This is a genomic window from Streptomyces sp. NPDC096176 (genome assembly GCF_044763255.1).
Lineage (GTDB): Bacteria > Actinomycetota > Actinomycetes > Streptomycetales > Streptomycetaceae > Streptomyces.
In genome coordinates this window covers 1-22,722 of the sequence record NZ_JBIWFV010000009.1, presented here as the reverse complement: position 1 = coordinate 22,722, position 22,722 = coordinate 1, and the positions used below count along the sequence as shown (strand labels likewise).

The window sequence follows — 22,722 nt, the reverse complement described above, 5'->3', positions numbered from 1 at the left end:
GGTCCCCCACTCCACAACAGGAGCGGGAGGCCCGGTCCACCGAGACCTCACTTCCCAGTGCCCCGGCCACGCCACGAACGGGCGCCGACCAGAGCCGACCCGCCCTACATGGCGTGTCGGCCCGCCAAGAAGCGGATACGACCATGCATCTCATACCGCGGCGCCCAGCCGCCCGTCGCCCAGCCAGTAGCTGGACCAAGCGCATCGCAGCCCTCACAGGGTTCACGCTGTTGCCCGGGCTGCTCGCACCTGTGGTGTTCGCCGCCGAGGCCGACCCCTTGGGTAAGCCGAAGATCACGCACCGGCCCGACAAGGTCACCTCTTTCACCGCCAAGACAGATCCGAAAACCGCCGCGCTGCTGAAGAAGGCCGACGCAACCGACCGTGCTGCCGCCGACCGTGCGGCCAAGGACCAGACACGCACGATCACCTGGCCCGCAGCCGGCACGGCAACCGTCACCCGTACCGACGGCGAGAAGGAAGCCTCGGCGGCCCCGGGCCAGCTACCACTCACCCTCACCGCCCCCTCGGCACGCGGCAAGAAGAAGCAGAAGGCCGCCACCACCCTCACCGCGCGGGTTCTTGACCGGAAGCAGACAGCGCAGCTCGGTATCAAAGGCGTAGCCGTCGCCGTCACCGGCCCAACAACCGGAGGCAGCGCCCGGCTCGGCATCGACTACTCCGCTTTCGCCTCCGCCTACGGAGGCGACTGGGCCGGCCGACTCCAGCTGCGCAGCCTCCCTGCCTGCGCTCTGACACAGCCGTCCAAGGACACCTGCCGCACCGGCACCCTGCTGTCGGCGACCAACGCGCGCAACGACGAGAAGCTCACCACAGATCTGTCTTTCACCCCAGCCGCGCAGTCCGCCAGCCCGGCCAAGTCTCAAACCCAGAGACAAGCGGCAACGGGCCAGACGATGGTGCTGGCCCTGGCGGCCGGCACGCAGTCCGGCGGCGGCGACTACAAGGCCACCCCTCTCGCTTCATCCTCAACGTGGGCATCCGGCGGCTCCTCCGGCACCTTCACCTGGTCCTACCCACTGCGCGTCCCGCCCGCAGCCGCAGGCCCCAAGCCGACGCTGAACATCTCGTACGACTCGGGCAGCGTCGACGGCCGCACCTCCAACACCAACAACCAGGGCAGCGAGGTCGGTGAGGGCTTCGACCTCACCTCCTCCTACATCGAGCGCAAGTACGGCTCCTGCGAGGACGACGGCCACGACGCCAAACACGATCAGTGCTGGAAGTACGACAACGCCTCCCTCGTCCTCAACGGCAGCGCCACCGAACTGGTCAAGGACGACACCAGCGGCCAGTGGCGCCTGAAGAACGACGACGACTCCAAAGTCATCCACGGCACCGGCGCCGGCAACGGCGACGACAACGGCGAGTACTGGACCGTCGTCACCGGCGACGGCACCCGCTACACCTTCGGCAAGCACAAGCTCCCCGGCTGGCGCGATGACGACCCGGCGACCGAAGACACCGTCGATCCCGACGATACGACCGACTCCACCTGGCTCGTGCCGGTCTTCGGCGACGACTCCGGCGAACCCGGCTACGACAAGGGCAGCTCCTTCGCGAGCCGCTCCCTGGAGCAGGCGTGGCGATGGAACCTCGACTACGTCGTCGACACCCACGGCAACGCCATGTCGTACTTCTACGGCAAGGCAACGAACTACTACGCCAAGAACGGCGAGACCACCAACAGCGCCTACACCCGCGGCGGCTACCTCAAGCGCATCGAGTACGGCCAGCGCTCCGACACCATCTTCACTACGCCGGCCGCCCAGAAGGTCACGTTCATCTACAAGCAGCGCTGCGACGACGACCGCGACTGCACGTCCCTGACCGAGGACACCCGCGACAACTGGCCCGACGTCCCCTACGACGCGATCTGCGCCTCCTCCAGCGCCGACTGCGCGTTCAACGTCAGCCCTTCGTTTTTCACCCGCTACCGCCTGACCACGATCAACACCTACGCCTGGGACGCCCCAGCAGCCACCCCGGCCTACGCACCGGTGGATACGTGGACGCTCAAGCAGAAGTACCTCGACCCGGGCGACACCGGCGACAGCAGTGACCAGTCCTTGTGGCTCGACGAGATCAAGCACACCGGCAGGCACGGCACCGACCTGTCCCTGGATCCGGTGCGCTTCGCCCACGAATTCCGGCCCAACCGTGTCGACGGCGGCAGCGACAACATCCTCCCCCTCGAGCGCCCCCGACTGCGGCAGATCACGACCGAGACCGGCGCGACCAGCATCATCGACTACATGCCCGCCGACTGCGTCGCAGGGCAACCCAAACCGAAGGTCGACGAGAACACCCGCCGCTGCTACCCCGTGTACTGGTCACCCAACGGGGAAGAGACGCCGATCCTGGACTGGTTCCAGAAGTACCCTGTCAGCGCCGTGCGCCTCTACGACCCCAGGGGCGGCTCCGATGAGGTCGTGCACACCTACCAGTACAGCGGTGGCGGGGCCTGGCACTACAACGAAGATCCCTTCACTCCCGAGGACGAGCGCACCTGGTCGAACTGGCGCGGCTACGAAAGGGTCACCCACCTCACCGGCAACGCCGGCTACCCCGACCGACCGCAGCTGAAGACCGTCAACATCTACATGCGCGGCATGCACGGCGACCGCGTCCTGGGCCCTGACGGCAAGACCCCCGACCCGGGCAAGCGCAAAACGACCACGGTCACCGGCGTCGCCGCCCCGCTCGCCAATGACTACGAGCGGTACGCGGGCGTGACCCGAGAGAGCGTCACCTACAACGGCAGCGCCGAAGTCGGGGGCACGGTCACCAGTATTTGGACCAAGAAGACTGCCAACCAGCACAAGTCGTACGCCGACACCGCGGCCTATATGGTCCGCACAGCAGCGACGAACGAACGCACCACCATCACCAGCAGCGGCACCCCCACCAGTCGCAAGCGCACCATCAACTACACCTACGACGATCACGGCATGGTGCAAACCGCCGAAGACCGCGGCGACAACGCCGTCACCGGCGACGAAACATGCACCCGCAGCTGGTACGCCCGCAACACCGACGCAGACACCGACCCGGCCAAGCCCTACCTGACCTCGCTGGTGTCCCGCACCCGCACCGTTGCCGCCGCCTGCTCAGTGGCCGACAGCAATCTCGACCTGCCCGCTGACGCCAGCCGTCCCGGCGACGTCATCGCCGACACCGCCACCGTCTTCGACGACACAGCCGCCACCGCCTGGTCCGCCTCCAACAAGCCCACCACCGGCGAGGCCGTATGGACCGGCCGGGCCAGGGGCTACAACACCGAGGGCACGCCCATCTGGCAGAAGACCGGCACAACCAGCTACGACACCCTGGGCCGCCCCCTGGTCGCCAAGGACTCCAACGGCCTCACCACGGCAACCACCACCTACACGCCGGCGGCCGGCGGCGCGCTGACCACCATGACGGCCGCCAATGCCAAGGGCCACAAGACCACCACCAGCCTGGACTTCGCCACCGGCGCCACCCTCAAGGTCACCGACCCCAACAACAAGATCACCGAAACCGAATACGACAGCCTCGGCCGCATCACCAAGGTCTGGCTCCCCAACCGGCTCAAGGTCCTCGAGGCCACACCGAACTACACCTACACCTACAAAGTCCACAGCGCGGCCATGTCCTGGGTCGCCACCAGCACACTCAAGCCCGACGCATCCGGATACAACACCACCGTCGAGCTCTATGACTCCCTGCTGCGCCCGCGCCAGGTCCAAGCGCCCTCGCCCCAGGGCGGCCGCCTCATCGGCCTGACCCAGTACGACGACCGCGGCCTGGCCACCAGCACGCAGTCCGATATCTGGGACAACACCGCCGTACCCAACGGTGACAACCCCGCCCAGATCGACGGCGGCCAGGCACCCATCCAGACGGACACCTCCTACGACGGCGCTGGCCGCGCCATCAAGGCCGTCACCAAGACCCGCGGCACACCCCGCTGGACCATCCACACCACCTACCTCGGCGACACCGTCGCCACCAGCGCCCCTGACGGGGGACAGGCCATCGCGGTCGTCACCAACGCCCTCGGCCAGACCACCGAGCGCCGTGAATACGGCAGCCTGCAGCCGACCGGCACCGACTTCACCACCACCACGTACACCTACACTCCAGCCGGACACCCTCAGACCGTCACGGGCCCGGACAAGGCCAAGTGGACTTACAGCTACGACCTCTACGGCCGCAAGATCAGCGCGACCGACCCGGATTCCGGCACGTCCACCACCAGTTACGACGTCCTTGACCGGGTTGCCTCCACCACGGACGCCCGTTCCGCCACCCTGAACTACGCCTACGACGAGCTCGGCCGCAAGATCGGCATGTGGCAAACGAGCAAGACCGACGCCAACAAGCTCGCCGCCTGGACCTTCGACACCCTCGCCAAGGGCCAGCAGGACACCGCCGTCCGCTACGAAGGCGGCGTCAACCAAACGGGCAGCAAGGCCTACACCAAGAAGGTCACCGGCTACGACGGCCTCTACAACATCACCGCGAGCCAAATCCAGCTCCCTGCCACGGAACCGCTTGTTGAGGCCGGAGTCCCCTCGACCCTCTCCTTCACCGCTGGCTACAACGCCGACGGCAGCCTCAACAACGAACGCCAGCCCGCCGTCGGCGGACTCCCCGCCGAAACCGTCGCCTACACCACCAACGCGTTCGGCGGCCACACCAAAACGCAAGGCATCACCGGATACCTTCAGGGTGCGACGTTCAGCCCCCAAGGCGACCTCACCCAGCTCACCCTCGGCATCGACGGCACGCTGTCCGCGGATCAGGCCTACCTCAACTATGAGTACGAGGCCGGAACCCGACGACTGACCAGGTCATTCGTCACCGACGACGTACACGGCTACATGCCACAAGAACTCAAGTTCACCCAGGACGACGCCGGCAACGTCACCTCGATCTTCGACGCCACCACCCAGGGTGGCACTACCAAGGCTGACTACCAGTGCTTCGCCTACGACGGCCACCGCCGCCTCATCGAAGCATGGACCCCCACAACCGCCGACTGCGCTCCGGCTGGACGTTCGACCGCCAACCTCGGCGGCGCCGCCCCGTACTGGACCTCCTACAGCTACACCCTGGCAGGCCAGCGAGACAAGGAGAAGCAGCACAGCAGCAGCGGTGACACCGAGACGGACTACACCTACGGCAGTCCCGCGGGCCAGCCCCACACTCTCATCAGTGCCACCACCGGAACGGCAACCAACACCTACACGTACGACGACAGAGGAAACACCCGCACCCGACCCGGCACCCAGGCAACGCAGACCCTGACCTGGAACGCCGAAGGTAAGCTCGCCACAGCCACTGAACCTGCGGTCGGCACCAAGCCCGCATTTGCGACTGACTACCTGTACGACGCCGACGGGGAACTCCTTATCCGCCGCACTTCCAGTGGCGACGGTGACACCGTCCTCTACATCGGCGACACAGAAGTACGCCTCACAGCCAAGGGCAGCACCAAAACGTTGGCGGGCACGCGTTACTACACCGCCAACGGGCGGACCATCGCCGTCCGCACTGCAACCAACGGCACCTCCGGCAGCGGACTCAAGTTCCTCGCCGCCGACCACCACGGCACCGCCAGCGTGGCCCTGGACGCCACCACCTACGCCTCCACAAAGCGTTACACCAATCCGTTCGGCTCGGAACGAGGCCCCAAGGTCACCTGGGCCGATGACAAGGGCTTCCTTGGCAAAACCGATGACAATGCCACCGGCCTGACGCACATCGGCGCCCGCCAGTACGATCCGGCGACCGGCCAGTTCATTAGCGTTGATCCGCTCTTGAGTACGGATCAGCCACAGTCTCTCAACGGATACAGCTACGCTAACGCCAACCCCGTTACACTCTCCGACCCCTCCGGCCTTAGGCCCGATGGAGCATGCGGTGGGTCCAATTCATCCTGCAACGGCGGCACCGAAAGCTGGACCAAGACCGACGATTCGTGGAACTGGTCGTACGCGAAAGAAACCAAGCACGACGATAAAACCACCACGTACGAGTCGATCAGCTACACCATCGGCATAGGCCTCATCAGTCTCTCCACGGAGAACCTTCCTACTCCGGTGGAGGGGCCCGAGGATGTGCCCATTCTTCTCGGCAAAGCAGAGCTTTACGGGCCCCAGCCCGAGAAGAGCGTGAATGGATTTATCGCCTGGCTCGTAAATGGGGGTGCACCCGTATGCAATCCAGGATACCCGTGCGAGAACCCTGACAACCTTCCGCAAGTGGGTATCGTATACCCCTTCGGCCCGATAGCGCCTCGTCCCGGGCCCCGACCGGGCCCGGGCGGCATGCGACTCCCTGCGCAGGGGACGATGTCCCCAAAGGCAATTCGGTATACGCAGGACAGCATCAAGGGAAGGTATAAGGACGGAAAGAGCGTCACAGACACGATTGACGATCTTGTTGCAGGGCGCGTTTCGCCCAGCGAAATTCCGCCTATTCGGATATTCGAGAGGGATGGAAAGATTTATTCCCTGGATAACCGCCGGCTCTATACCTTCAAGGAAGCCAATAAACCCGTGAACTTCCGTCGAGCTACTCCGGATGAGATTCGCCATGAAGCGCATCCGGGGAACAAGTTCACCACCAAGAACGACGGCACATCGATTCACGTTCGATAACCCCGTACGGGAAACGTCCTGCCGGACTGAGGGAGCCCTGGCGTGAATGCCAGGCTCCCTCGGAAGGCGGCACTATGCTGGCGCATGGAAGAAGGGGTGGGGGTGGGATGCGGTACTCTGGCACGCTGGCAGTATTGGGGTTCGTAAAACCGATTGACGGATGGATGCTATGGCGGAATTTTCTCGAGACGCGGAATGCGGCTTCGTTCTTGTGGACGAGAAGTCGCTTGACGCTCTACAGAATGCCAAGGTCGGCAAGCGTGTGAAATTGCCATCAGGACCACCCTGGATCGTTGTCTATCGCACCCTGGAAGACGTCAGTGTCAGCCGATGGCCAGTCCGATTGTTTCGAGCTAGGGTCGTCCCCCCGGAAACGGATCGGGAGCGAGCGAAGCTGGTGAGTGCCGCCCGAGATGTGCTCCCCGACGCCAAGTACACCCGTGCTCTCCACGTCGACCTTTTGGAAGAGCTTTACTCCTCAGTTCTATTCGGCCCGCATGGAGACGCTGTAGCGCGGATCGTCTCAGCCGCACTTGCACTCGACGAGGAAAGCGCGAATCGCCTTGCCGCGGTCAATGTACCCACCGCGGATGATGAATACAGCGCAGCTTGGGAAAGATGGCTCGCCAGTCAGCCTCACGGCATGCGCAGCAGCGGACGAGATCACACTGGCACAGTAAATATCTCGGGTGTCGGTCCTTTGGCGTCACCGATTCGAGACGGCTTCAACCTCATCATGCGTGCCGTTGAGGATAGTGCGCATCTCCGGGGTGGTGCCGAGTCGTTCGCTGAAGACGAGGACGGCGATCTGGTGATGGTGGATCCCTGGCGGTCCGCCGCCCACGCAATGCTCCATGCGGCGATGGCACTTGGGGCGCCGCACCTTGTCGACGCTCGAGCAGCTGCGGTGTTGACATCTGCCTGGAAAACCGAAATGCGGTAACCCCAATGCTGCATGCCAAGGAGCCTCCCTCGACTGGTTCACCCGTTGACGCCTACTTAGTTCTGCAACGGTCTTTTGCGTGACGGTGGTTCGGTTTCTGGTGGTGTGTGGCCGCGTTGTTTGTAGTGGCTCGTGCGGGCTTGGTGTTGTCGTCTGCGGCGCCAGTGTGACCAGTGCAGAACGTGTTCGATGGGTGCTGGGCGGCGGTGGGTGAGGCGGTGGATCAGGCGTCTGAGCTCGGGAAGGCTGAGGGGGACGAGGTCGGAGGATCCGTTTCTGCTTTGCCGACGTCCAGTTCACGGGCTCGCAGGACGGTCAGGCAGGCGTGGGCGGCCATGGCCAGGGTCATGTGGCGGTGCCAGCCGTCGTAGCGGCGGACCTGGTAGTCGTCCAGACCGCATTCCTGCTTCGCTGTCTGGAAGCATTCCTCCACTGCCCAGCGGCTGCCGGCGACACGGATGAGTTCGTCGAGTGTGGTGTCGGCGGGGCAGTAGGCGATGTAGTAGGAGATCTTCTGCGGCCGGCTCACGCTGCGGCGGGCGAGCACCCAATGCCGGCGGTCTTCGCGGTGCCAGGGCCGGACCTCTACCCTCGCCCAGTCGTAGATCCGTGGCCCATGGGCGCCGTCGCCGCAAGAACGGCGCTTCCACTTCTGCCTCGGAAGACCGGGAAACAGGTCGTGGACGGGGTGGTCCATGGCCCAGCGGGTGACGACGGTGTCGTGGCGGGTGGTGGCCATGACGTGGAAGACATCGGCCCGCTCGAGCTCGGTCCGCCAGCCTTTGGAGAAGCCGTAGGCGGCGTCCGCGGTCACCCACCGGAACGGGATCTTCTCCGCGAGGGCCCGGCGGACCATCGCCCTTGCGGTGACGACCTTCGTCTCGAAGGCGATCGTGTCCCCGATGCCCGCAGCCCGGCACCGTTCACGGTCATCCGTCCATGACGCGGCGGCCTCGACGAGCTCGTTGACCAGCTTCGTCGCCAGGACGTACTTGACCCGGTAGCAGGCCATCGCGGCCTCGGTTCCCAGCGCGATCAGCATGTGGGACTTGCCCGTCCCGGAGTCGCCGATCAGACAGAGGGGCTGGCTCTTCTTGATCCATTCGCAGCTGGCGAGTGTAGGGATGGTGGCCGCGTCGATGTTCGGGTTTGCGTCGAAGTCGAAGGTCAGCAACGACTTGTCGCGTGGGAAGCCGGCAGCTTTGATCCGCCGTTCCGACCGGCGGCGGGAACACCGGCGGAGGGCGTGGCGGCTATGCGTGGCGGCGGGTGCGGTAGGCGGCCGGTGAGGCTCCGGGCTGCTGCTGGGCCGGGACTGGGGTGCGGGCGGCCGCCACACCGGGTGGGTGCGGCGGCCGTGGGTGGGATCGGCTCGTGGTTCGAGTCAGTCAGCAGAGCGGCGGATCAGCCCGGCGTCACCGCACCCTCTGGCACTCCGAACCACTCCTCCAGCGCCTCCGCCAGCCCGGCCGTCGACGTCGGTGCCTGCGCCCCCGCGTCGGCTGCCCAGGCCGTGAAGCCGTCCGGACGGACGAGGACCGCCGCCAGTTCCGGGCGGGACGGGCAGCCGGCCGTCAGGGTGTCGACGCGGCCGGCATACCCCGCAGCGAGGGCCCGGAGCTCCGGGTCGTCGGTGAGGTCGAGCAGAAGCGCCCGGCCGCCGTGGAGGTGGTCCGCGAGGCGGCCGCCTCGGTGAGTTCGAGGTCCAGGGTGCTGCGGCCGGTCAGCGGGTGCCCGCCCGGCAGCTCGTACCGCACCCCGCCACCGTTGAGCCGCGCGGTGAGGTACGTGGTGCCCACGACCGTCCCCGCCAGGTCGCTGACGATCTCGCGCAGGGCCCGGGACTGCGGGTCCGGGCGCATGGCCGCGACCTGGGACCGGGGCCCAGTTCCGCGAGGACGTGCGTCAGCGCCTCGGCTGATCGGGCCCCGGAGGCGGAGATGCCAGTCAGCACGAAATCGCGAATGGCCGAAGCCGCGGCGGCGCTGGCGAAGCTTGCGGCCGCCGGGCTGAGCCGAGGTGAGCCAGGGCGCGGGACGTTCGCGGTGGATTTGGGGCGTGCGCGGTCGCTGCCGGTGCTGGATGTGATGGCCGCGGCGTCGCTGTGCCGTCAGGTTGCCGCCGCCTCTTTCCCGCCCGGCACTGCTCCGCTCCTGGGGGTCGGCGGCGATCGGGAATGGAACACCGAGGACGCGCACGAGAAGACTGTGCCGCCCCGGCAGGTCGACGTCTCCGCCCTCGCGGCGCTGCCGGGCGCGGAGAGTCGGTGCGTCGCCTGCGGCCAATTGCCGTCCGGCAACTTGATCGGCCCCATGATCTGGACCAGGCCGTACCCCCCAGCCACGAGAGCTACCAGCGATCCCGCGACGATGCCCGCGATGAGCCCGGTCCGCTTCTTCCGCGGCGCAGGCCCGGGCGGCACCCACGTCCCCCCGCGCTCGGCCCGCGCTCCGTCCGCCCCTCCTCCGTGTTCCGCCATAGCTGAGCGGCAGTTGCGCTACTGTGTGCCCGCGGCAGCTCGCGCCTGCCAGACTCCCACCCGGACGAGCACCCACGCCCCCGGGAGCGGACAAGGGTCACCGACTCGCGCCACTTCACTACATCTCTGCCTTGCTGCGGCACGGGCGTGGGCGTGGGCGGGAGGACACCACCATGACCATGGACAAGCAGCGCAAGCGGAGCATCCGTGCCGCACAGCAGACCACCGGCCGCCGCTACACGCCGCTCGCACGCGAAGCCAATATGACGGCGGATAGGGGTCCGACGAAGACCTTTCTGCTCGCCGATCTCCTCCGGGAGTGCACCACCTTTCCTGAGGTCCTCTTCGACGAGGCCGACCCGGATGACAAGTGGGCGCCTCGCGTCTTCGCCTCCGACATCCTGGGCACCGTCGTGCCCTTCGGCACTGTTCTCGCCCTCGCCGGCACGCTCGCGGCCGCCGGGCGCGACTCCGCATTGCGTCTGGAGTCGCTCACCGCAGGGGAGGCGGTCGTCACGTACAACAATCGCCGCTTCCAGCTCACGCTGAACCAGGACCGGCAGGACGAGCTCTGCCGCCGACCGGGCTGCCCCAGCTCGATCTACGACGATGCGATCGCGTGGTGCCACGTGCACCTCCCCGAATGCGACGTAGACACCCTCGTCCACGTCGCCACAGAGTGGGGCTACGCGCGCCGCGAGTGGGCCGACGACAACCCCGACCTCTGCGGAGGCGGCCGGGGGGCAGACCGGCTCATCCAGGCCGCCGTGCGTCACGGAGCATTCGAACAGGTCACCCGAGCCCTGATGGACACCTGCTTCGACGACCCGCAGGTCATCGCCGAGTCGACGTTCGACGACGGTGCGGTGATGCGGCTGCGTCACGCCATCGACCGAGAGCGGCTCCGCCTCGAAGGCGTCGCCACCGCCGAGCTCCGGCGGCTCCGCACAAAGATCTAAACCTGTGCCGCGTGCGGTTGGCCGCTCCATGGATACGGCCACTGGTCCAACCCGTTCCCACCCCAGTTCTGCTCCACGGCATGCGCTTCACGGCCGTCAGCAGTCCTCCCAGCATCCTGAACCTAGACACCTTCAACTCGCTGGGAACCTGCCCGCCGCCAGCGCTCTACGGCGGGCAGTAAGTCCGCTAACTCGTTGGATCCGCCGACCGTCTGCTGCCGTACGGATTTCGGCGCTACCGTGAAGACCTACATCAGTCACGGCCCAGGAGTCCCGGATGAACCCGCAGCCGGCCCCCGAGCGGCAGCCGCTCGACGAGACCGCCGCCGACGCGGTCCGCGCCTACGCCGCCAAGGAGCGCGAGAAGACCGACGCACTCGCCTCCGTCCTCGAGGACATCGCCCTCAACGGCTACCCGGCGCCCGAGACCGGCGTCCTGTGGGAGACCGCCCGCGACGCCCACCTGGCCCGCCTCCCCGGCGAGGAGCCCCGTGTCGCCTGACCACGCACCCAGGCGCGCCCGGGTCATCATCGTCGAGCCCGCCACCACCCAGCTCACAAAGCTCACCGCACCCGAAACCCACCGGCTCGACCGCGCCATCGTCGCGATCTCCGCCAACCCTGACCTCGGCACCCCGGTCCCCGACACCCTGCTGCGCGACTACACCGACGAGATCGACAGCGTCCGCGTCATCTACTACGTCACCGCCCTGCGCACCATCACAGTGGTCGCCTACATCGAGGCGTAGCGCCCGCCGGAGGCGGGTGCCGGATCCACCGGCCGGACAGCGATCGGGCGCCCGGGCCCGCAGACCACGGTCGTCGTCGCTCTCTGTGCGAGAGAGGTCACGTGACGCTGATAGATTTGTTCGCGTGGAGCGGCCCAACGGTCGTGCTGCACCAGGAACTTAGGAAGCCCGGCGGTCTTCAGCCATCGCCAGGCGACCCACATGTCCGCGCCTCAGCAGTTCAAGGTCGCACGAGACGAATTCGGAACGAGGCAAGATCCACCGTTGGCTGACCGGCGGACCTTGGCCGCACACGACTCCTCTGGAGGGTCCTTCCCGCTTGTTCGGGACGGGCAATTCACCAGCTGGACCGTGTGAGAGCCACCTAACGAGGTGGCCGGTCAAGATCCGTCTTTCGTGCGTCTTGTTCCCGGCTCACCTCACCCTTCCATCGGGTCGAGGAGACCAAGAACGTGAACGACATCAACAAGCTCCACGCCCTGCTCTACTGCCTGTTGATCTCCCTGATAGTCGGCCTGAGTGTCGTGCTCTTTGTCGTCCACCAGGGCGGCAACATGATGATCGTCCTGCACCATGTCTACGAGACGTAGCCCCGTGGCTCGCTGCGCGTCGCCGCAGTTGGGGGGAGCGTTCCGCGGAGGAAACCGGTGCCGACGAGGCGTCAGCCGCACGGGCTTGCCTGTTTTAGACCCTGTCCTACATGGTCAGTTGGCGGTTGTGTTGGGCATGGGGAGTGGACGGTGGGGATGGATCGTTCCGGACGGCTTGTGGGAGCTGGCAAGGCCGTTGCTGCCGGCGGCGCGGGTTCGTCCGCAGGGCGGCGGGGTTGCGAACATCGATGATGAGGCGGTGTTTGCCGCGATCATCTACGTCCTGGTCAGCGGCTGCGCCTGGCGCGCGTTGCCACCGTGCTTCGGAGCATCGAAGTCGACCGTGCACCGCCGCTTCGTCATCTGGTCTCGTGCCGGGGTCTGGGGCCAACTGCATCAGAAGGTTCTCCAACTCCTGGACGAGCAGGACCTGGTCGACCTGTCCCGTGCGGTCCTTGATTCAGCCCACGTTAGGGCTAAAAGGGGGGCGAACTTGCAGGTCCGAGCCCCGTGGTGTGGTGGCCCGGTTGAAGGTGAGCAGGGTAGGGGACTCCGAGCTGGGCATTGCTCACGCTGGTGAGCGCAACTCTGATTAGGGGTTTGCCGTTGCTGGCCTTAACTGGCCTTAGATCGATTCGCTCGTGGTGCCGTTGGCCTGCGTTCTACGACCTGTGATCCGGTCCAGCCTGCGTTGCTCACATAGGGCGGATGCTGCGCAGCTTTACCGAGCCATCGGTGTGAGTGGCCGAACCTGTCGCTTGGGGGTGCCGCTGTTGAGGGTCTCGGGGTCCGCCTTACAGCATCGACAGGGTCGAATCCGGGCCCCTTTGGTTGGCTCTGTCCGCCCTGGGGGTCTGTTTGTCAGTGGCGCACCGTAGCGTTACGGCATGGCCAGACGATCACTAACGGACGCCGAAGCGCGGTGGGTATTGGAGGCGGTGCAGTCCGGCCGGATGACCCAAACCGAGGTTGCGGCGGCGCTCGGGGCGACGCTGTCTCGGATCAACCAGTTGGTCAACGGGAGAACCTATAAGCACCTCCACGGCACAGCCGGAGTACGCGTAACTGATGGTGGCGAGCGGTACGGGATCGCCGAGACGCCTGAGCGCCGTAAGTGTCGAGAAGCGAGTTTCTGGGATCGTGTCGACCGCTCAGCTGGAGTGAACGCCTGCTGGCCCTTCAAGGGCGTCAAGGGCAACAGGTACGGACACACTGCTGCCGGCCAAGCCATGACCGGCTCGGCGAGCGCTCATGTTGTGGCCTTCACCCTTGCCAGCGGGCTACAGCAAGCCCTGCCGGGCAGCACGTTGCTCAGACACCTGTGCGACTTTAAGTCCTGCTGTAATCCCGCCCACCTGCTCCCCGGGACAAAGAGCGAGAACAATCGAGACACTTGGGTCGCCCGCAAGGAAGGTCGCACGGGGGCGAAGAAGGTGACAGAGCCGGTCATGCCTCCACCAGGCGGGTGGAGGATCTCGACAGGAGATCTCGCCGAACTGGACCGCGAAGCCCGTGTATCGGAGTTCTGGGCTCGGGTCGATCGGAGGGGCGGAGACGACGCTTGTTGGCCCTGGACGGCGAACACGCGCAACCATTTCGGATACGGACAGCTCCGGTGGGAGGGCATCCAGGCAGCCCTGACACATCGCATCGCTTACGCGCTCTCCCAAGGGGTGACGTACAAGGAACTCGGGTCCGCGGTCATCCGCCACACGTGCCCCGAGAGTACGTACAGGAACAACTGCAACAACCCTCGGCATCTCAGAGCTGGCTCACAGGCCGAGAACATTGCCGACAAGGCCCTCCACGGCACCAATCCCAGAGGCGAGCGCCACCCGATGGGGCGTAGGTTCCCAGACGCTCTGATTCGCGAGATGCGCATCCGCTTCTGGAGTGTCCCCACAGAGCAGCGGCCGACGATCACAGCACTGGCGAAGGAAGCCGGAACGTCGGTCACCGTCATGTGCCGATGGCTCCGAGGCGAGCAGCGAACCGATGCCGGCGGGCCGATCGCCGCCACGCCTGGCGACTTCCCGCAAGGTTGAGATCCGCTGGCCGAAACAGCTCCAGCTGGGCATCGAGCCAGACATGCAGATCAGCACCGGGGACGGGAGCCGACAAGGCCCCGTGGCGGGCGGTCCGTAACCGTTCGAGCCCTCGTCTGCGTGAGACGGCACCCTTCAGAACGGTGCTGTGATGGGCGCCGTCTCGCTGACTGGTTGCCACCAGGACGACGCCCGTCCTGCACACCGGGGGTGGGCACTAGGAGCTCACCAGGCCCAAGATCGCTCAGACACAGTGGCCGGGCAGGCTGTAGCACGCTTCAAAGGTGGCGCTCCAGCCTCCCTTCCTGAGGAGCGAACCCCGTCCCCATCCTTTGCAGCGACTTCTTCGCGTGGGAACAAAGGCGTCTGGGACCGCGGTTCACGAGCCGGCCCGGACGGTGCGCGCCTTCTTACCTCTGCCGCTTTCTTCGGCGAAGAGCAGGAAATATGCGTGTGTCGCATGCCAGAGGGGTCGATGCTGGTGTATGCAGACTCGAAACCCTGCGGCCGTAGACGTTCCGCCGGGGAGCAGGAATCGGGGTGGGGCTCGTGACAGAAAGTGCGTACGAGGAGCTGACGAGGCTGCGCCAGCTGGGGCCGGTCTCGCTCAACCTGCTGCGGCGGCTGGTGCACCAGGTGCGCCGCGCCTACGGTTTCCCGCCGCCCGAAGGCCACACGCAGTGGAGCGATGAGGCCGCCGACGAAGTGGTCCTGGCGATGCTGACCCGCAAGGGGGAGGGGCGCGAGTTCGTCACCCGCTGCTTCGCGCTCGCGGCGAATGACGCTTCCCTGGAGCGCCTGTTCCTCACGTCGATCAAGAACTTTCTCATCGATGAGGCGAAGAAGACACCGCGAGGCAAGCTGCGGCGCCGTATCGCCCGGCTGATGGGCGAAGACACGGCCTACCGCAAGCTCCAGGGTTCCGCGCCGCGCTGGGCACTGGCCGGCCATGCCGAAGAAGCCACGTGGCAGGGGGACCTCGACGATCTCATCGCCCAAGCCGCGCGGGTGACAGGCGTCGGCATCACCCGCTGGAACCACTCCGGCCCCACACCCACGCAGACCGTGCTCGCCCTTAAGACCATCCTGCTGCACGTGCTGCGGCACGCACAGGGAGCCGTGCGGGAGGAAGACCTCGCCAAAGTCCTCGAGGCCCGGTTCGAGCTCCTGGCACCAGCCCGTTTCACCACGCTGTACGCCGATGAAGGGACCGTCGCGGCCATCGTCGAGCAGCACGCAGCCACGATCGCGCCGGACCCGACCGGGACCGAGGGGGTGGCCGAGGACGTTTGGCAGCGCCTGTCACCCAACGAGCGCCTGCTGCTTCCCTACCTCGACAAAGACCCCCACCACGCGGCGCAGCTGCTGGAGATCCGGCACGGTCACGCGACGCTCGTGCTATCCAACCTCAAGAACATGCTCCGTGATGCCCTTTCTACGGACTGTGAGCCGCAGGCGGTCATGGCCGCCCTGTTGCGGCGCTGCGGCGAGGCCGCGTCGTGAACGGCCCAGTTACGTCGTCTGGACCCAGTGAGAAGAGAATGCGCTGATGGACCGCAGCCGAGGAGACGGGGGAGACGACATGAGTTCTGTCCACACCACTGCCTACCAGAGGCTGGTGGCCGCCGCGGCGGGGCTGAAAGTGCCCGACGCCGTTCACCGGGTGGCCACCGCACAACCCCAGGACCCCAAGCGCGGCGAGATCTGGCGAGCAGCATGGGAGGACATCATCCAGCTGCTGCTGATCACCACGACCGGTGACGATGACACCGCGCACGTCGTGCCGGTCTCCTTCGAACGCTACGCCGACGCCCGTACCCTGCTTCTGCCCGCCCGGGCGACCACCCTGGAGCAGCCCGTGGCTCTGTGGTGGGGCCTGGAAGCCACTGTGCCGTGGTGTGTGCTGGACCGGCAGGTCAGCGAGCTGACAGCCCGCCCCGACAATCTCACCTCCCGCGCACTTGCCGACACCGTAAAAGAATCGACGTGGGGGAGCGGCACCGTCTTGTCCGCCGCGGCTGGCGAGTACCGTGCCGTCCTCACCGGCCACCTCGAGGTTCTCGCCTCGGCACAGTGGGCCCCTCAAGGGTCAGGCGACCTCGCCGAGCTTCTTGGTGAGCATGGAATCACCGTCCAGCAGCTCGCGGCCGAACTGAACCTCGCACCACCCCACGCCTTGGATGTGTGGAGGGGACAGCAGCCCCTCACCGCCGAACAGGCCGCCACGCTCGCCGCCCTCCTCGGCCAGCCCGCCGCCCGCTTCCTGGACGCCAACCCCACACTGCCGCCCACCGTCGTACACGAACTCAACCGGCCCCTGCGCCGCAGCCAGATCAAGAAACTCGCCGCCCACTACGACGAGACCGAACACGCCGCCCGCCTGCGCGCCGCTTATGGCATCTACGCGCTCGCGGCACGCGACGACAACCGCACCGAGCCGAACTGGACCGCACGCACCGACCGCTACTTCGAACTCCGCCTGGACGAATAGAGAAGAAGGAAGAGGGGGACACCTGAGGTGGTCAACCACGTTCTCGCCGGCGCCGCCCGCACCCAGGCCGCCGCCATGATCACAGAACTCGAAGCAGCCCACCCCGGCGCCGTCGAACGCCTGGCACAAGGAGCCCTTGCGGAACTGCGGACCTGGCCCGAACTCACTGTCAAAGACGTCTGCGAGAACGAGACCGCCCAAGGCTGCAGTGTCGCCGGAGCATACGACTACGGCCCTCCGCCCCGCCTGTCCGTCGCCACCTCTGCCAGCCACGCGCGACGGGACTTCACCGCACTGCACGAACTCGGTCACCACCTGCAGAAGAACAGCTTCGCCCTCATGGAGCCCTTCAGCAAGGAAGCCGACCGCGGCGTCCTCCTCGAAGACGCCGCCTGCGACGCGTTCGCCGCCGAGATCCTGCTCCCCGCACATCTCGTCGACCAGCACCTGGATGCCAAGGGACCCACCGCCTCCGCGATCGCCCACCTGTGGGCAGCGAGCCATGCCTCCCGTATGGCCGTCTGTGTGCGGGCAACCCAGCACCTTCCCGCCCCCGGCCACGTTCTCCTCCTCGACCCCGCCGGACACCTCGCCTTCGTCGCCTCCCACGGCCTGCCGCCCCTCAGGCGCGGCAGCTTCCAAGGCGACATCCCCGTCATCGACCGTGCCCTTGTCGGCTCCGGCCACGCGCAAGGACGAACCCAGGTCCGCTACCGCGACGGCATCCTCGGACGCGAACTGCACGCCGACACCGCCCCCATGGGCGGCTACATCGTCGCCGTCCTCGTCACCGACTCCGCGCCCTGGCGCGCCTTCACCGCGCCCACCGCCGACACCGGTCCCCAGGCGCGCGACTACATCTGCGCCAACTGCGACGAGCACTACCGCTCTTTCGAGCCCGCCTGCAGGCGCTGTCGCATCCCCCGCTGCCCCAACTGCGGCCACTGTGCCTGCCCGCCCCGCGTCACCGAACGCCAGTGCCCGGGCTGTTTCACCCTGCACCCGCCCGCGATGTTCCCCCCGGACAGCGACCGCTGCCTCGACTGCTCCTGACACCCCGCCCGGCCCACCCGCCACACGCGCCTGCCTACCCGCGAGTTACGTCGTCCGTCCCAGGCGAAGCACCCGCCCAGGGTGCTCCAGGGAACCCGGACGCCGGCCACGGGAACCCGGCGGAACGTCGCCGGCAGAACAGCAGGACAGCAACGATGGCCATCCAGATCACCGCGGTACGCCTGACGGTCGGCGGCACCACGCACGAGCACATCACCCACCTGTGGTGGACCGAACAGGCGACTGGCAAGACCGGTGACAACACCCGGGCGCAGATCGTCGCCTGGCTCGAGAACCAGGCCGGCAAGGCCTACACCAGCGACGCAGCCGGGCACCGCACGGAAGTCGCCGTCGTAACGCCCACCCGCGGCGAGAAGTACCTGCGGACCCACGCCGACGGCGTGTGGACCAACAACCTCCTCGCCCTTCCCCGGCGCTGACCCCCCCCCACGATCACCCGGCCGTCTGGCGTGCCGCTTCTGCGACAGCGCGCCAGACGCCCCGGCGCCCACCGGTCTCAACACGCGCTCCCCTCTTCAGGAGGACCCCATGTCCCAGGACAACCACGGGCCCAAGCCCGTCACGATCATCGTCAACACCCGCCCCCACACCTGGGAGGCGAAGGAAATCACCTTCGAGCAGGTCGTCGACCTCGCCTACCCCGGCCAGCAGCCGAACGACCAGGACACCTACACCGTCCGCTACAGCCGCGGCCACGACGGCCACGGCACGGGCAGCCTCACCGCCGGCCACAGCGTCCGAGTGAAGAAGGAGATGGTCTTCGATGTCTACCGCACTTCTCGCTCGTGACCCCGACCTCGCCCGCCTCCTCGACGACGGCTACGACATCACCCTCGTAGCCAGCCACATCATCATCCGGATCCCGTACGTCACCGAGAACCGCACCGTCGAGCGCGGCTTCCTCGCCCACCCCGTCACCGTCAGCGGAGACCGCTTCGTCTCCGGCACCGACCACCGCATCTGGTTCGGCGGCTCCACCCCGTGTGACGAGCACGGCCTCCCCCTGACCCTCGCCACCCCAGAACCCAGGGCGATCGCCGACAACACGCAGGCGAACTTCATGCTCTCCAGCAAGCCCCCCAACGGCTACCCCGACCAGTACACGAAGATCACCGCATACGTGCGGATCGTCGCCGACCACGCCCACGCCCTCGACCCCACGGCCACACCCACACCCGGCGCCGCGTGGCATGAAATCGACGACGACAGCCCCTTCGCCTACCGCGACACCGCCACCTCCCGCGCCGGCATCACAGCCATCAACCGCCGCTTCCGAGGCCACCGGATCGCGATCGTCGGCCTCGGCGGCAGCGGAAGCTACATCCTTGACCAGGTCGCCAAGACCGAGGTCGACTCGATCCTCCTCATCGACGGCGACACCTTCGACAACCACAACGCCTTCCGCGCACCGGGCGCACCCACCCTCGACACCCTCCGCACCCGCCCACCCAAGGCCACCCACTTCGCCTCGATCTACGCCAACATGCACCAGGGCGTGACCGCCTGCGCGCAGTACCTCGACGAGGACAACCTCGACCTCCTCGAAGGGGCCACGTTCGTGTTCCTCGCCTCCGACGACGCCGCCAGCAAGCCGGCCATCATCGACTGGCTCGAAGCCCACGACGTGCCGTTCATCGACGTCGGCATGGGCATCGAAGAGATCGACGGCCGCCTCAGCGGACTGCTCCGCATCACCACCAGCCTCCCCGGCCGCCGAGACACAGCCCGCGAGCGCATCCCCCGGCCGGCACCCGAACGCGACGCCTACGCAAGCAACATCCAGACCGCGGACCTCAACGCGCTCAACGCCAACCTGGCCGTCATCCGCTGGAAACGCTCCCTCGGCATCTACGCCGACGCCACCGACGAGGCCCACACCACGTACTCACTGATCACCAACGAGATCGCCAACGAGGACCTCCCGTGACCCCACCAGACACCCTGCGCCCGGTCTTCACCGAGACCTTCCCCCCGACCATGGACGCAGGGGTCCTCTACATCTCGATCCCCTACCGCACCTGCGGCCACCTGTGCTGTTGCGGCTGCGGCCACGAAGTTGTCACACCGCTCTCCCCGGCCCAGTGGTCCCTCACCTACGACGGCGAGAACGTGTCCCTCACCCCCTCGATCGGCAACTGGTCCCTCCCGTGCCAGTCGCACTACTGGATCCGCAACGGCCGCGTCCGCTGGAGCCGCCGCTACTCGGTGGCAGAGATCGACCAGAACCGGGAACGTGACCGTCGCCTGCTGGGACAAGACACGGAAAATCCCAGGCCGGGACCGCTGGTCAGGCTGCTGAGCCGCCTGCCGTATCGGCGCCAATAGGCCAACCTGTGAGCTCCCGGGCCAGCAGACAGACTCCCGCATTGCCAAGCACCGGCAGAACTGGCTGCCGCTTTCACGCCCCGAGTGTCAGTCCAGCCAGTGCACGAGACGGGCTTTGTCGTGAACCGCCAGAGCGCGTTCCTCCAGGCCGAGAGCGTACTGCCGGGCCTCGTCGCTGCCCTGCGTCAGCATCAGGCTGGACATGCCCAGCAGGCGGGCGCTGCCCAGGCAGGCCACGTCGAGAGCCAGGGCGAGCATCTCGGGGGAGATGTCATGGGCGGACAGAACACCGTCGCGGTACCGGGCCATGTGAACGAGGCCGATGGGTGTGCTGTGCGTGACCTGACTCAGCAATGAGTACGCCACCGGTAGCCATCCCGGCTCGGGGTACGGCGCTCCCATGAGCAGGAGCATCTCGTCGATCGACGGCAGCGGCCGGCGGCCCTTGGATATCGACTCCGGCCCCTCGATGACGCTGTCGGGCAACCGGAACAGTCTCGTGGCGGCGGCAAGAGCCACCCCATTGCTTGCGAACAGCGCGATCGTCTTCTTCTTCCGCGCCCGGAACTCGTCGAAGTAGCGCGTGGACCGCTGGACGAACGCTTCCTCGTCCTCCGGGTCCTGCACCAGCCAGGTAAATCGGGCCGCTTCCTCCAGAAGCATCCGCGCAGCGAACACCGAGGCGACCGCGGCATGGTCCTCGAAGGTGCTCATGACGGCCGAGAACGTGGCGTGGGCCCCGGCATAGGCGAGAACGCTCGCCAGTTTGGGATCGCCGTGTGCCCATGGACTGGTGATCCAACTATTGACGAAACTGTCATACTCCCGGACTGCCGTGACGACCAAGCCGGCATGAGCAATGTCCGGCAGCAGATCATGATGTGCCACCACGGCCTCAGGGCGAAGGCGCCGCTTAGGTTGCTTGGCTCTGATCTTCGGCGGCGCCGCTGCAGGCTTCGGGTCGCCCAGCCCATGGATGGCACTCGCCGCGGCAACGACGTCCTCGGTCAGCTGTATCAGCGTTCCGAGGAAGCCGCCCTGCTCGACCTCCGGCGGCCAGCATTCAGGAACGGCTGCGCACACGCCAAGAAGCGTGACGGTCACGCCCACGGCTGCTACATGCATGAACAGCGCTTCGTGATCAGCCCGCAGATCATGCCCAGGGACACCGCCGGCGGCCACGCTGCTCTGCAGACCCAAGAGGTTGCCGTGACCTGCATGTCCCAGAACCATCACCGCCCCCCGAAGCCCAGACATGGCCAGCATTCCCCTGGCCGCCTGCAGCAGAGCCTCAACACCCCCGCCAATCAACGCGGGCGCCGCCAGCCGCGTCGGCGAGGAAGCCAGGAACAGGTCAAGGAGCTCTGCCGTATCTGGAAGTGACGGCGCCGCCAGCGCCGCCAGTGACGTCCCGGTCAGATCAGTCACGCCGTCCAGCGGAACGAACCATCGCGCCAGGTTCGGGCAGCTCACCTCGTGGTCGTCCAGGTAGCCGCAGATCCGGTCGCGCTCCTCGAGCATGCTGCCCAGTAGAGCTGGCCGGCGCTCTGCCGCGGACTCAGCAATCCACTGCCACAGCAGACCGTCATCGAACAGACTGCGCGCAAGCGCCCCCACAACCGTGCCACCCACCCCAGAGCCCAGCAGCGAATCAGCGCAGGCATAACGCCAGCGGGCGAAGGGGAACGCCGACTCGGCAAGGAACTGGTCACCAGGCCCGTCAAAGTGGAACACCGCAGGCAGCGTGTCGAGATGAAACCGCAACGCTCGCGTTGCTGCCCGCAGAGAAGCGACCGAGGGGTCTGTCTCCCGCCCGTCAGGCCACGTGCCGTCTGTCCCGTACGAATGCCCGCCCATGCCCGTCCTGTCTGCCGATGATCCCTGTCATTCTCGCCGCACCGTATTGGGGCTCGAACTGCGCTCGGCCAAACACGGCGCCGTTCTGATAACGGTGAGAGGCCCGGCCGGCCGCCTAGCGAGGATGACCAGCCATGGCCGGACGCGGTCGCCGCGTAGGGCGATTATTGGTTTGATGCCGCGCTTCCACAGCAGGCGGCGGTACGTGTCGAAGCCACAGCCCCTGTCCGCATACAGATGCTGGGGCTTGCAGCGGGGACGTCCCCGCAGACCCCGGATCGACGGAATGGCGTTGAGCAGCGGCAGGAGCTTGGTGACGTCGGGCCGGTTGCCGCCGGTGAGCGTGACGGCGAGCGGGGTTCCGTGACGATCGACGATCAGGTCGTGCTTGGAGCCCGGACCGGCACGGTCGACGGGCGAGGGCCCGATGTGATCCCCCCTCTGAGAGGTCGTTTTCGTCCGATGTTTCATCCCGGAATGGGCTGTTTAGCGGTCTTCTTCGGGTCGCGCCAGGAGATGGTGGTCTCGCCGGTGAGGCG

17 protein-coding genes and 4 pseudogenes are annotated in these 22,722 nt (G+C 66.8%); 15 read left to right on the top strand and 6 right to left on the bottom strand.

The window, feature by feature from the left end:
* Positions 1 to 143: 143 nt before the first annotated feature.
* Both ACIQ7Q_RS24390 and ACIQ7Q_RS24385 read left to right on the top strand, forming a co-directional pair.
* Positions 144 to 6,671 carry an RHS repeat domain-containing protein gene (locus ACIQ7Q_RS24390; protein WP_403865909.1) on the top strand — a complete coding sequence of 2,176 codons (6,528 nt, stop codon included), beginning with the start codon at positions 144 to 146 and terminating at the stop codon, positions 6,669 to 6,671.
* A gap of 169 nt (positions 6,672 to 6,840) precedes the next feature.
* Positions 6,841 to 7,614 carry a hypothetical protein gene (locus tag ACIQ7Q_RS24385; protein ID WP_403865906.1) on the top strand — a complete coding sequence of 258 codons (774 nt, stop codon included), beginning with the start codon at positions 6,841 to 6,843 and terminating at the stop codon, positions 7,612 to 7,614.
* A gap of 223 nt (positions 7,615 to 7,837) precedes the next feature.
* On the opposite strand, the pseudogene ACIQ7Q_RS24380 reads toward ACIQ7Q_RS24385, so the two are convergent.
* The 4 genes and pseudogenes from ACIQ7Q_RS24380 to ACIQ7Q_RS24365 all read right to left on the bottom strand — a co-directional run.
* A pseudogene (locus ACIQ7Q_RS24380) lies at positions 7,838 to 8,560 on the bottom strand (IS701 family transposase); the annotation flags it as partial.
* Positions 8,561 to 8,845, bottom strand: a pseudogene (locus tag ACIQ7Q_RS24375) (ATP-binding protein); the annotation flags it as partial.
* Positions 8,846 to 9,018: 173 nt separating this feature from the next.
* Entirely contained in the window at positions 9,019 to 9,261 is a 243-nt protein-coding gene (locus ACIQ7Q_RS24370; protein ID WP_403866496.1) for a hypothetical protein, read from the bottom strand.
* The gene (locus ACIQ7Q_RS24365; protein WP_403865903.1) at positions 9,189 to 9,476 is read right to left on the bottom strand and encodes a hypothetical protein; all 288 of its coding nucleotides are present in this window, start codon (positions 9,474 to 9,476) and stop codon (positions 9,189 to 9,191) included. Before ACIQ7Q_RS24365 ends, ACIQ7Q_RS24370 begins: the two co-directional genes overlap by 73 nt.
* A gap of 790 nt (positions 9,477 to 10,266) precedes the next feature.
* On the opposite strand from ACIQ7Q_RS24365, the gene ACIQ7Q_RS24360 reads away from it, so the two are divergent.
* The 13 genes and pseudogenes from ACIQ7Q_RS24360 (at position 10,267) to ACIQ7Q_RS24300 (ending at position 20,326) form a co-directional block, all read left to right on the top strand.
* A complete protein-coding gene (locus tag ACIQ7Q_RS24360; RefSeq protein WP_403865900.1) occupies positions 10,267 to 11,052 on the top strand; it encodes a hypothetical protein in 786 nt (261 codons plus the stop codon).
* Between the two features lie 277 nt (positions 11,053 to 11,329).
* Positions 11,330 to 11,554 (top strand): hypothetical protein, encoded by a 225-nt coding sequence (locus ACIQ7Q_RS24355; RefSeq protein ID WP_403865897.1) that lies wholly within the window; start codon positions 11,330 to 11,332, stop codon positions 11,552 to 11,554.
* The gene (locus ACIQ7Q_RS24350) at positions 11,544 to 11,801 is read left to right on the top strand and encodes a hypothetical protein (RefSeq protein WP_403865894.1); all 258 of its coding nucleotides are present in this window, start codon (positions 11,544 to 11,546) and stop codon (positions 11,799 to 11,801) included. The genes ACIQ7Q_RS24355 and ACIQ7Q_RS24350 overlap by 11 nt, the downstream gene beginning before the upstream one ends.
* Before the next feature lie 452 nt (positions 11,802 to 12,253).
* Positions 12,254 to 12,391: a hypothetical protein gene (locus tag ACIQ7Q_RS24345; protein WP_403865891.1), complete on the top strand. Its 138-nt coding sequence runs from the start codon at positions 12,254 to 12,256 to the stop codon at positions 12,389 to 12,391.
* A gap of 136 nt (positions 12,392 to 12,527) precedes the next feature.
* Positions 12,528 to 12,904, top strand: a pseudogene (locus tag ACIQ7Q_RS24340) (transposase); the annotation flags it as partial.
* Between the two features lie 374 nt (positions 12,905 to 13,278).
* Positions 13,279 to 14,436 (top strand): HNH endonuclease, encoded by a 1,158-nt coding sequence (locus tag ACIQ7Q_RS24335; protein ID WP_403865888.1) that lies wholly within the window; start codon positions 13,279 to 13,281, stop codon positions 14,434 to 14,436.
* 549 nt (positions 14,437 to 14,985) lie between these two features.
* Positions 14,986 to 15,939 (top strand): hypothetical protein, encoded by a 954-nt coding sequence (locus ACIQ7Q_RS24330; RefSeq protein ID WP_403865885.1) that lies wholly within the window; start codon positions 14,986 to 14,988, stop codon positions 15,937 to 15,939.
* A 79-nt stretch (positions 15,940 to 16,018) separates the two neighbouring features.
* Complete coding sequence (locus tag ACIQ7Q_RS24325; RefSeq protein WP_403865882.1) at positions 16,019 to 16,927, top strand: hypothetical protein; 909 nt, start codon at positions 16,019 to 16,021, stop codon at positions 16,925 to 16,927.
* A gap of 27 nt (positions 16,928 to 16,954) precedes the next feature.
* Positions 16,955 to 17,980, top strand: coding sequence for an ImmA/IrrE family metallo-endopeptidase (locus ACIQ7Q_RS24320; RefSeq protein WP_403865879.1), 1,026 nt, complete (start codon positions 16,955 to 16,957; stop codon positions 17,978 to 17,980).
* A gap of 155 nt (positions 17,981 to 18,135) precedes the next feature.
* Positions 18,136 to 18,420, top strand: coding sequence for a DUF3892 domain-containing protein (locus tag ACIQ7Q_RS24315; protein WP_403865876.1), 285 nt, complete (start codon positions 18,136 to 18,138; stop codon positions 18,418 to 18,420).
* Between the two features lie 109 nt (positions 18,421 to 18,529).
* The gene (locus ACIQ7Q_RS24310; RefSeq protein WP_403865873.1) at positions 18,530 to 18,790 is read left to right on the top strand and encodes a multiubiquitin domain-containing protein; all 261 of its coding nucleotides are present in this window, start codon (positions 18,530 to 18,532) and stop codon (positions 18,788 to 18,790) included.
* Entirely contained in the window at positions 18,765 to 19,928 is a 1,164-nt protein-coding gene (locus ACIQ7Q_RS24305) for a ThiF family adenylyltransferase (RefSeq protein ID WP_403865870.1), read from the top strand. The genes ACIQ7Q_RS24310 and ACIQ7Q_RS24305 overlap by 26 nt, the downstream gene beginning before the upstream one ends.
* Entirely contained in the window at positions 19,925 to 20,326 is a 402-nt protein-coding gene (locus ACIQ7Q_RS24300; protein ID WP_403865867.1) for a DUF6527 family protein, read from the top strand. Before ACIQ7Q_RS24305 ends, ACIQ7Q_RS24300 begins: the two co-directional genes overlap by 4 nt.
* Positions 20,327 to 20,413: 87 nt before the next feature.
* Here the strand turns inward: ACIQ7Q_RS24300 and ACIQ7Q_RS24295 are convergent, their stop codons facing one another.
* On the bottom strand, positions 20,414 to 22,060 hold the full coding sequence (locus tag ACIQ7Q_RS24295; protein WP_403865864.1) for a hypothetical protein: 1,647 nt from the start codon (positions 22,058 to 22,060) through the stop codon (positions 20,414 to 20,416).
* 273 nt (positions 22,061 to 22,333) lie between these two features.
* Positions 22,334 to 22,621, bottom strand: a pseudogene (locus tag ACIQ7Q_RS24290) (transposase); the annotation flags it as partial.
* Between the last annotated feature and the right edge of the window lie 101 nt (positions 22,622 to 22,722).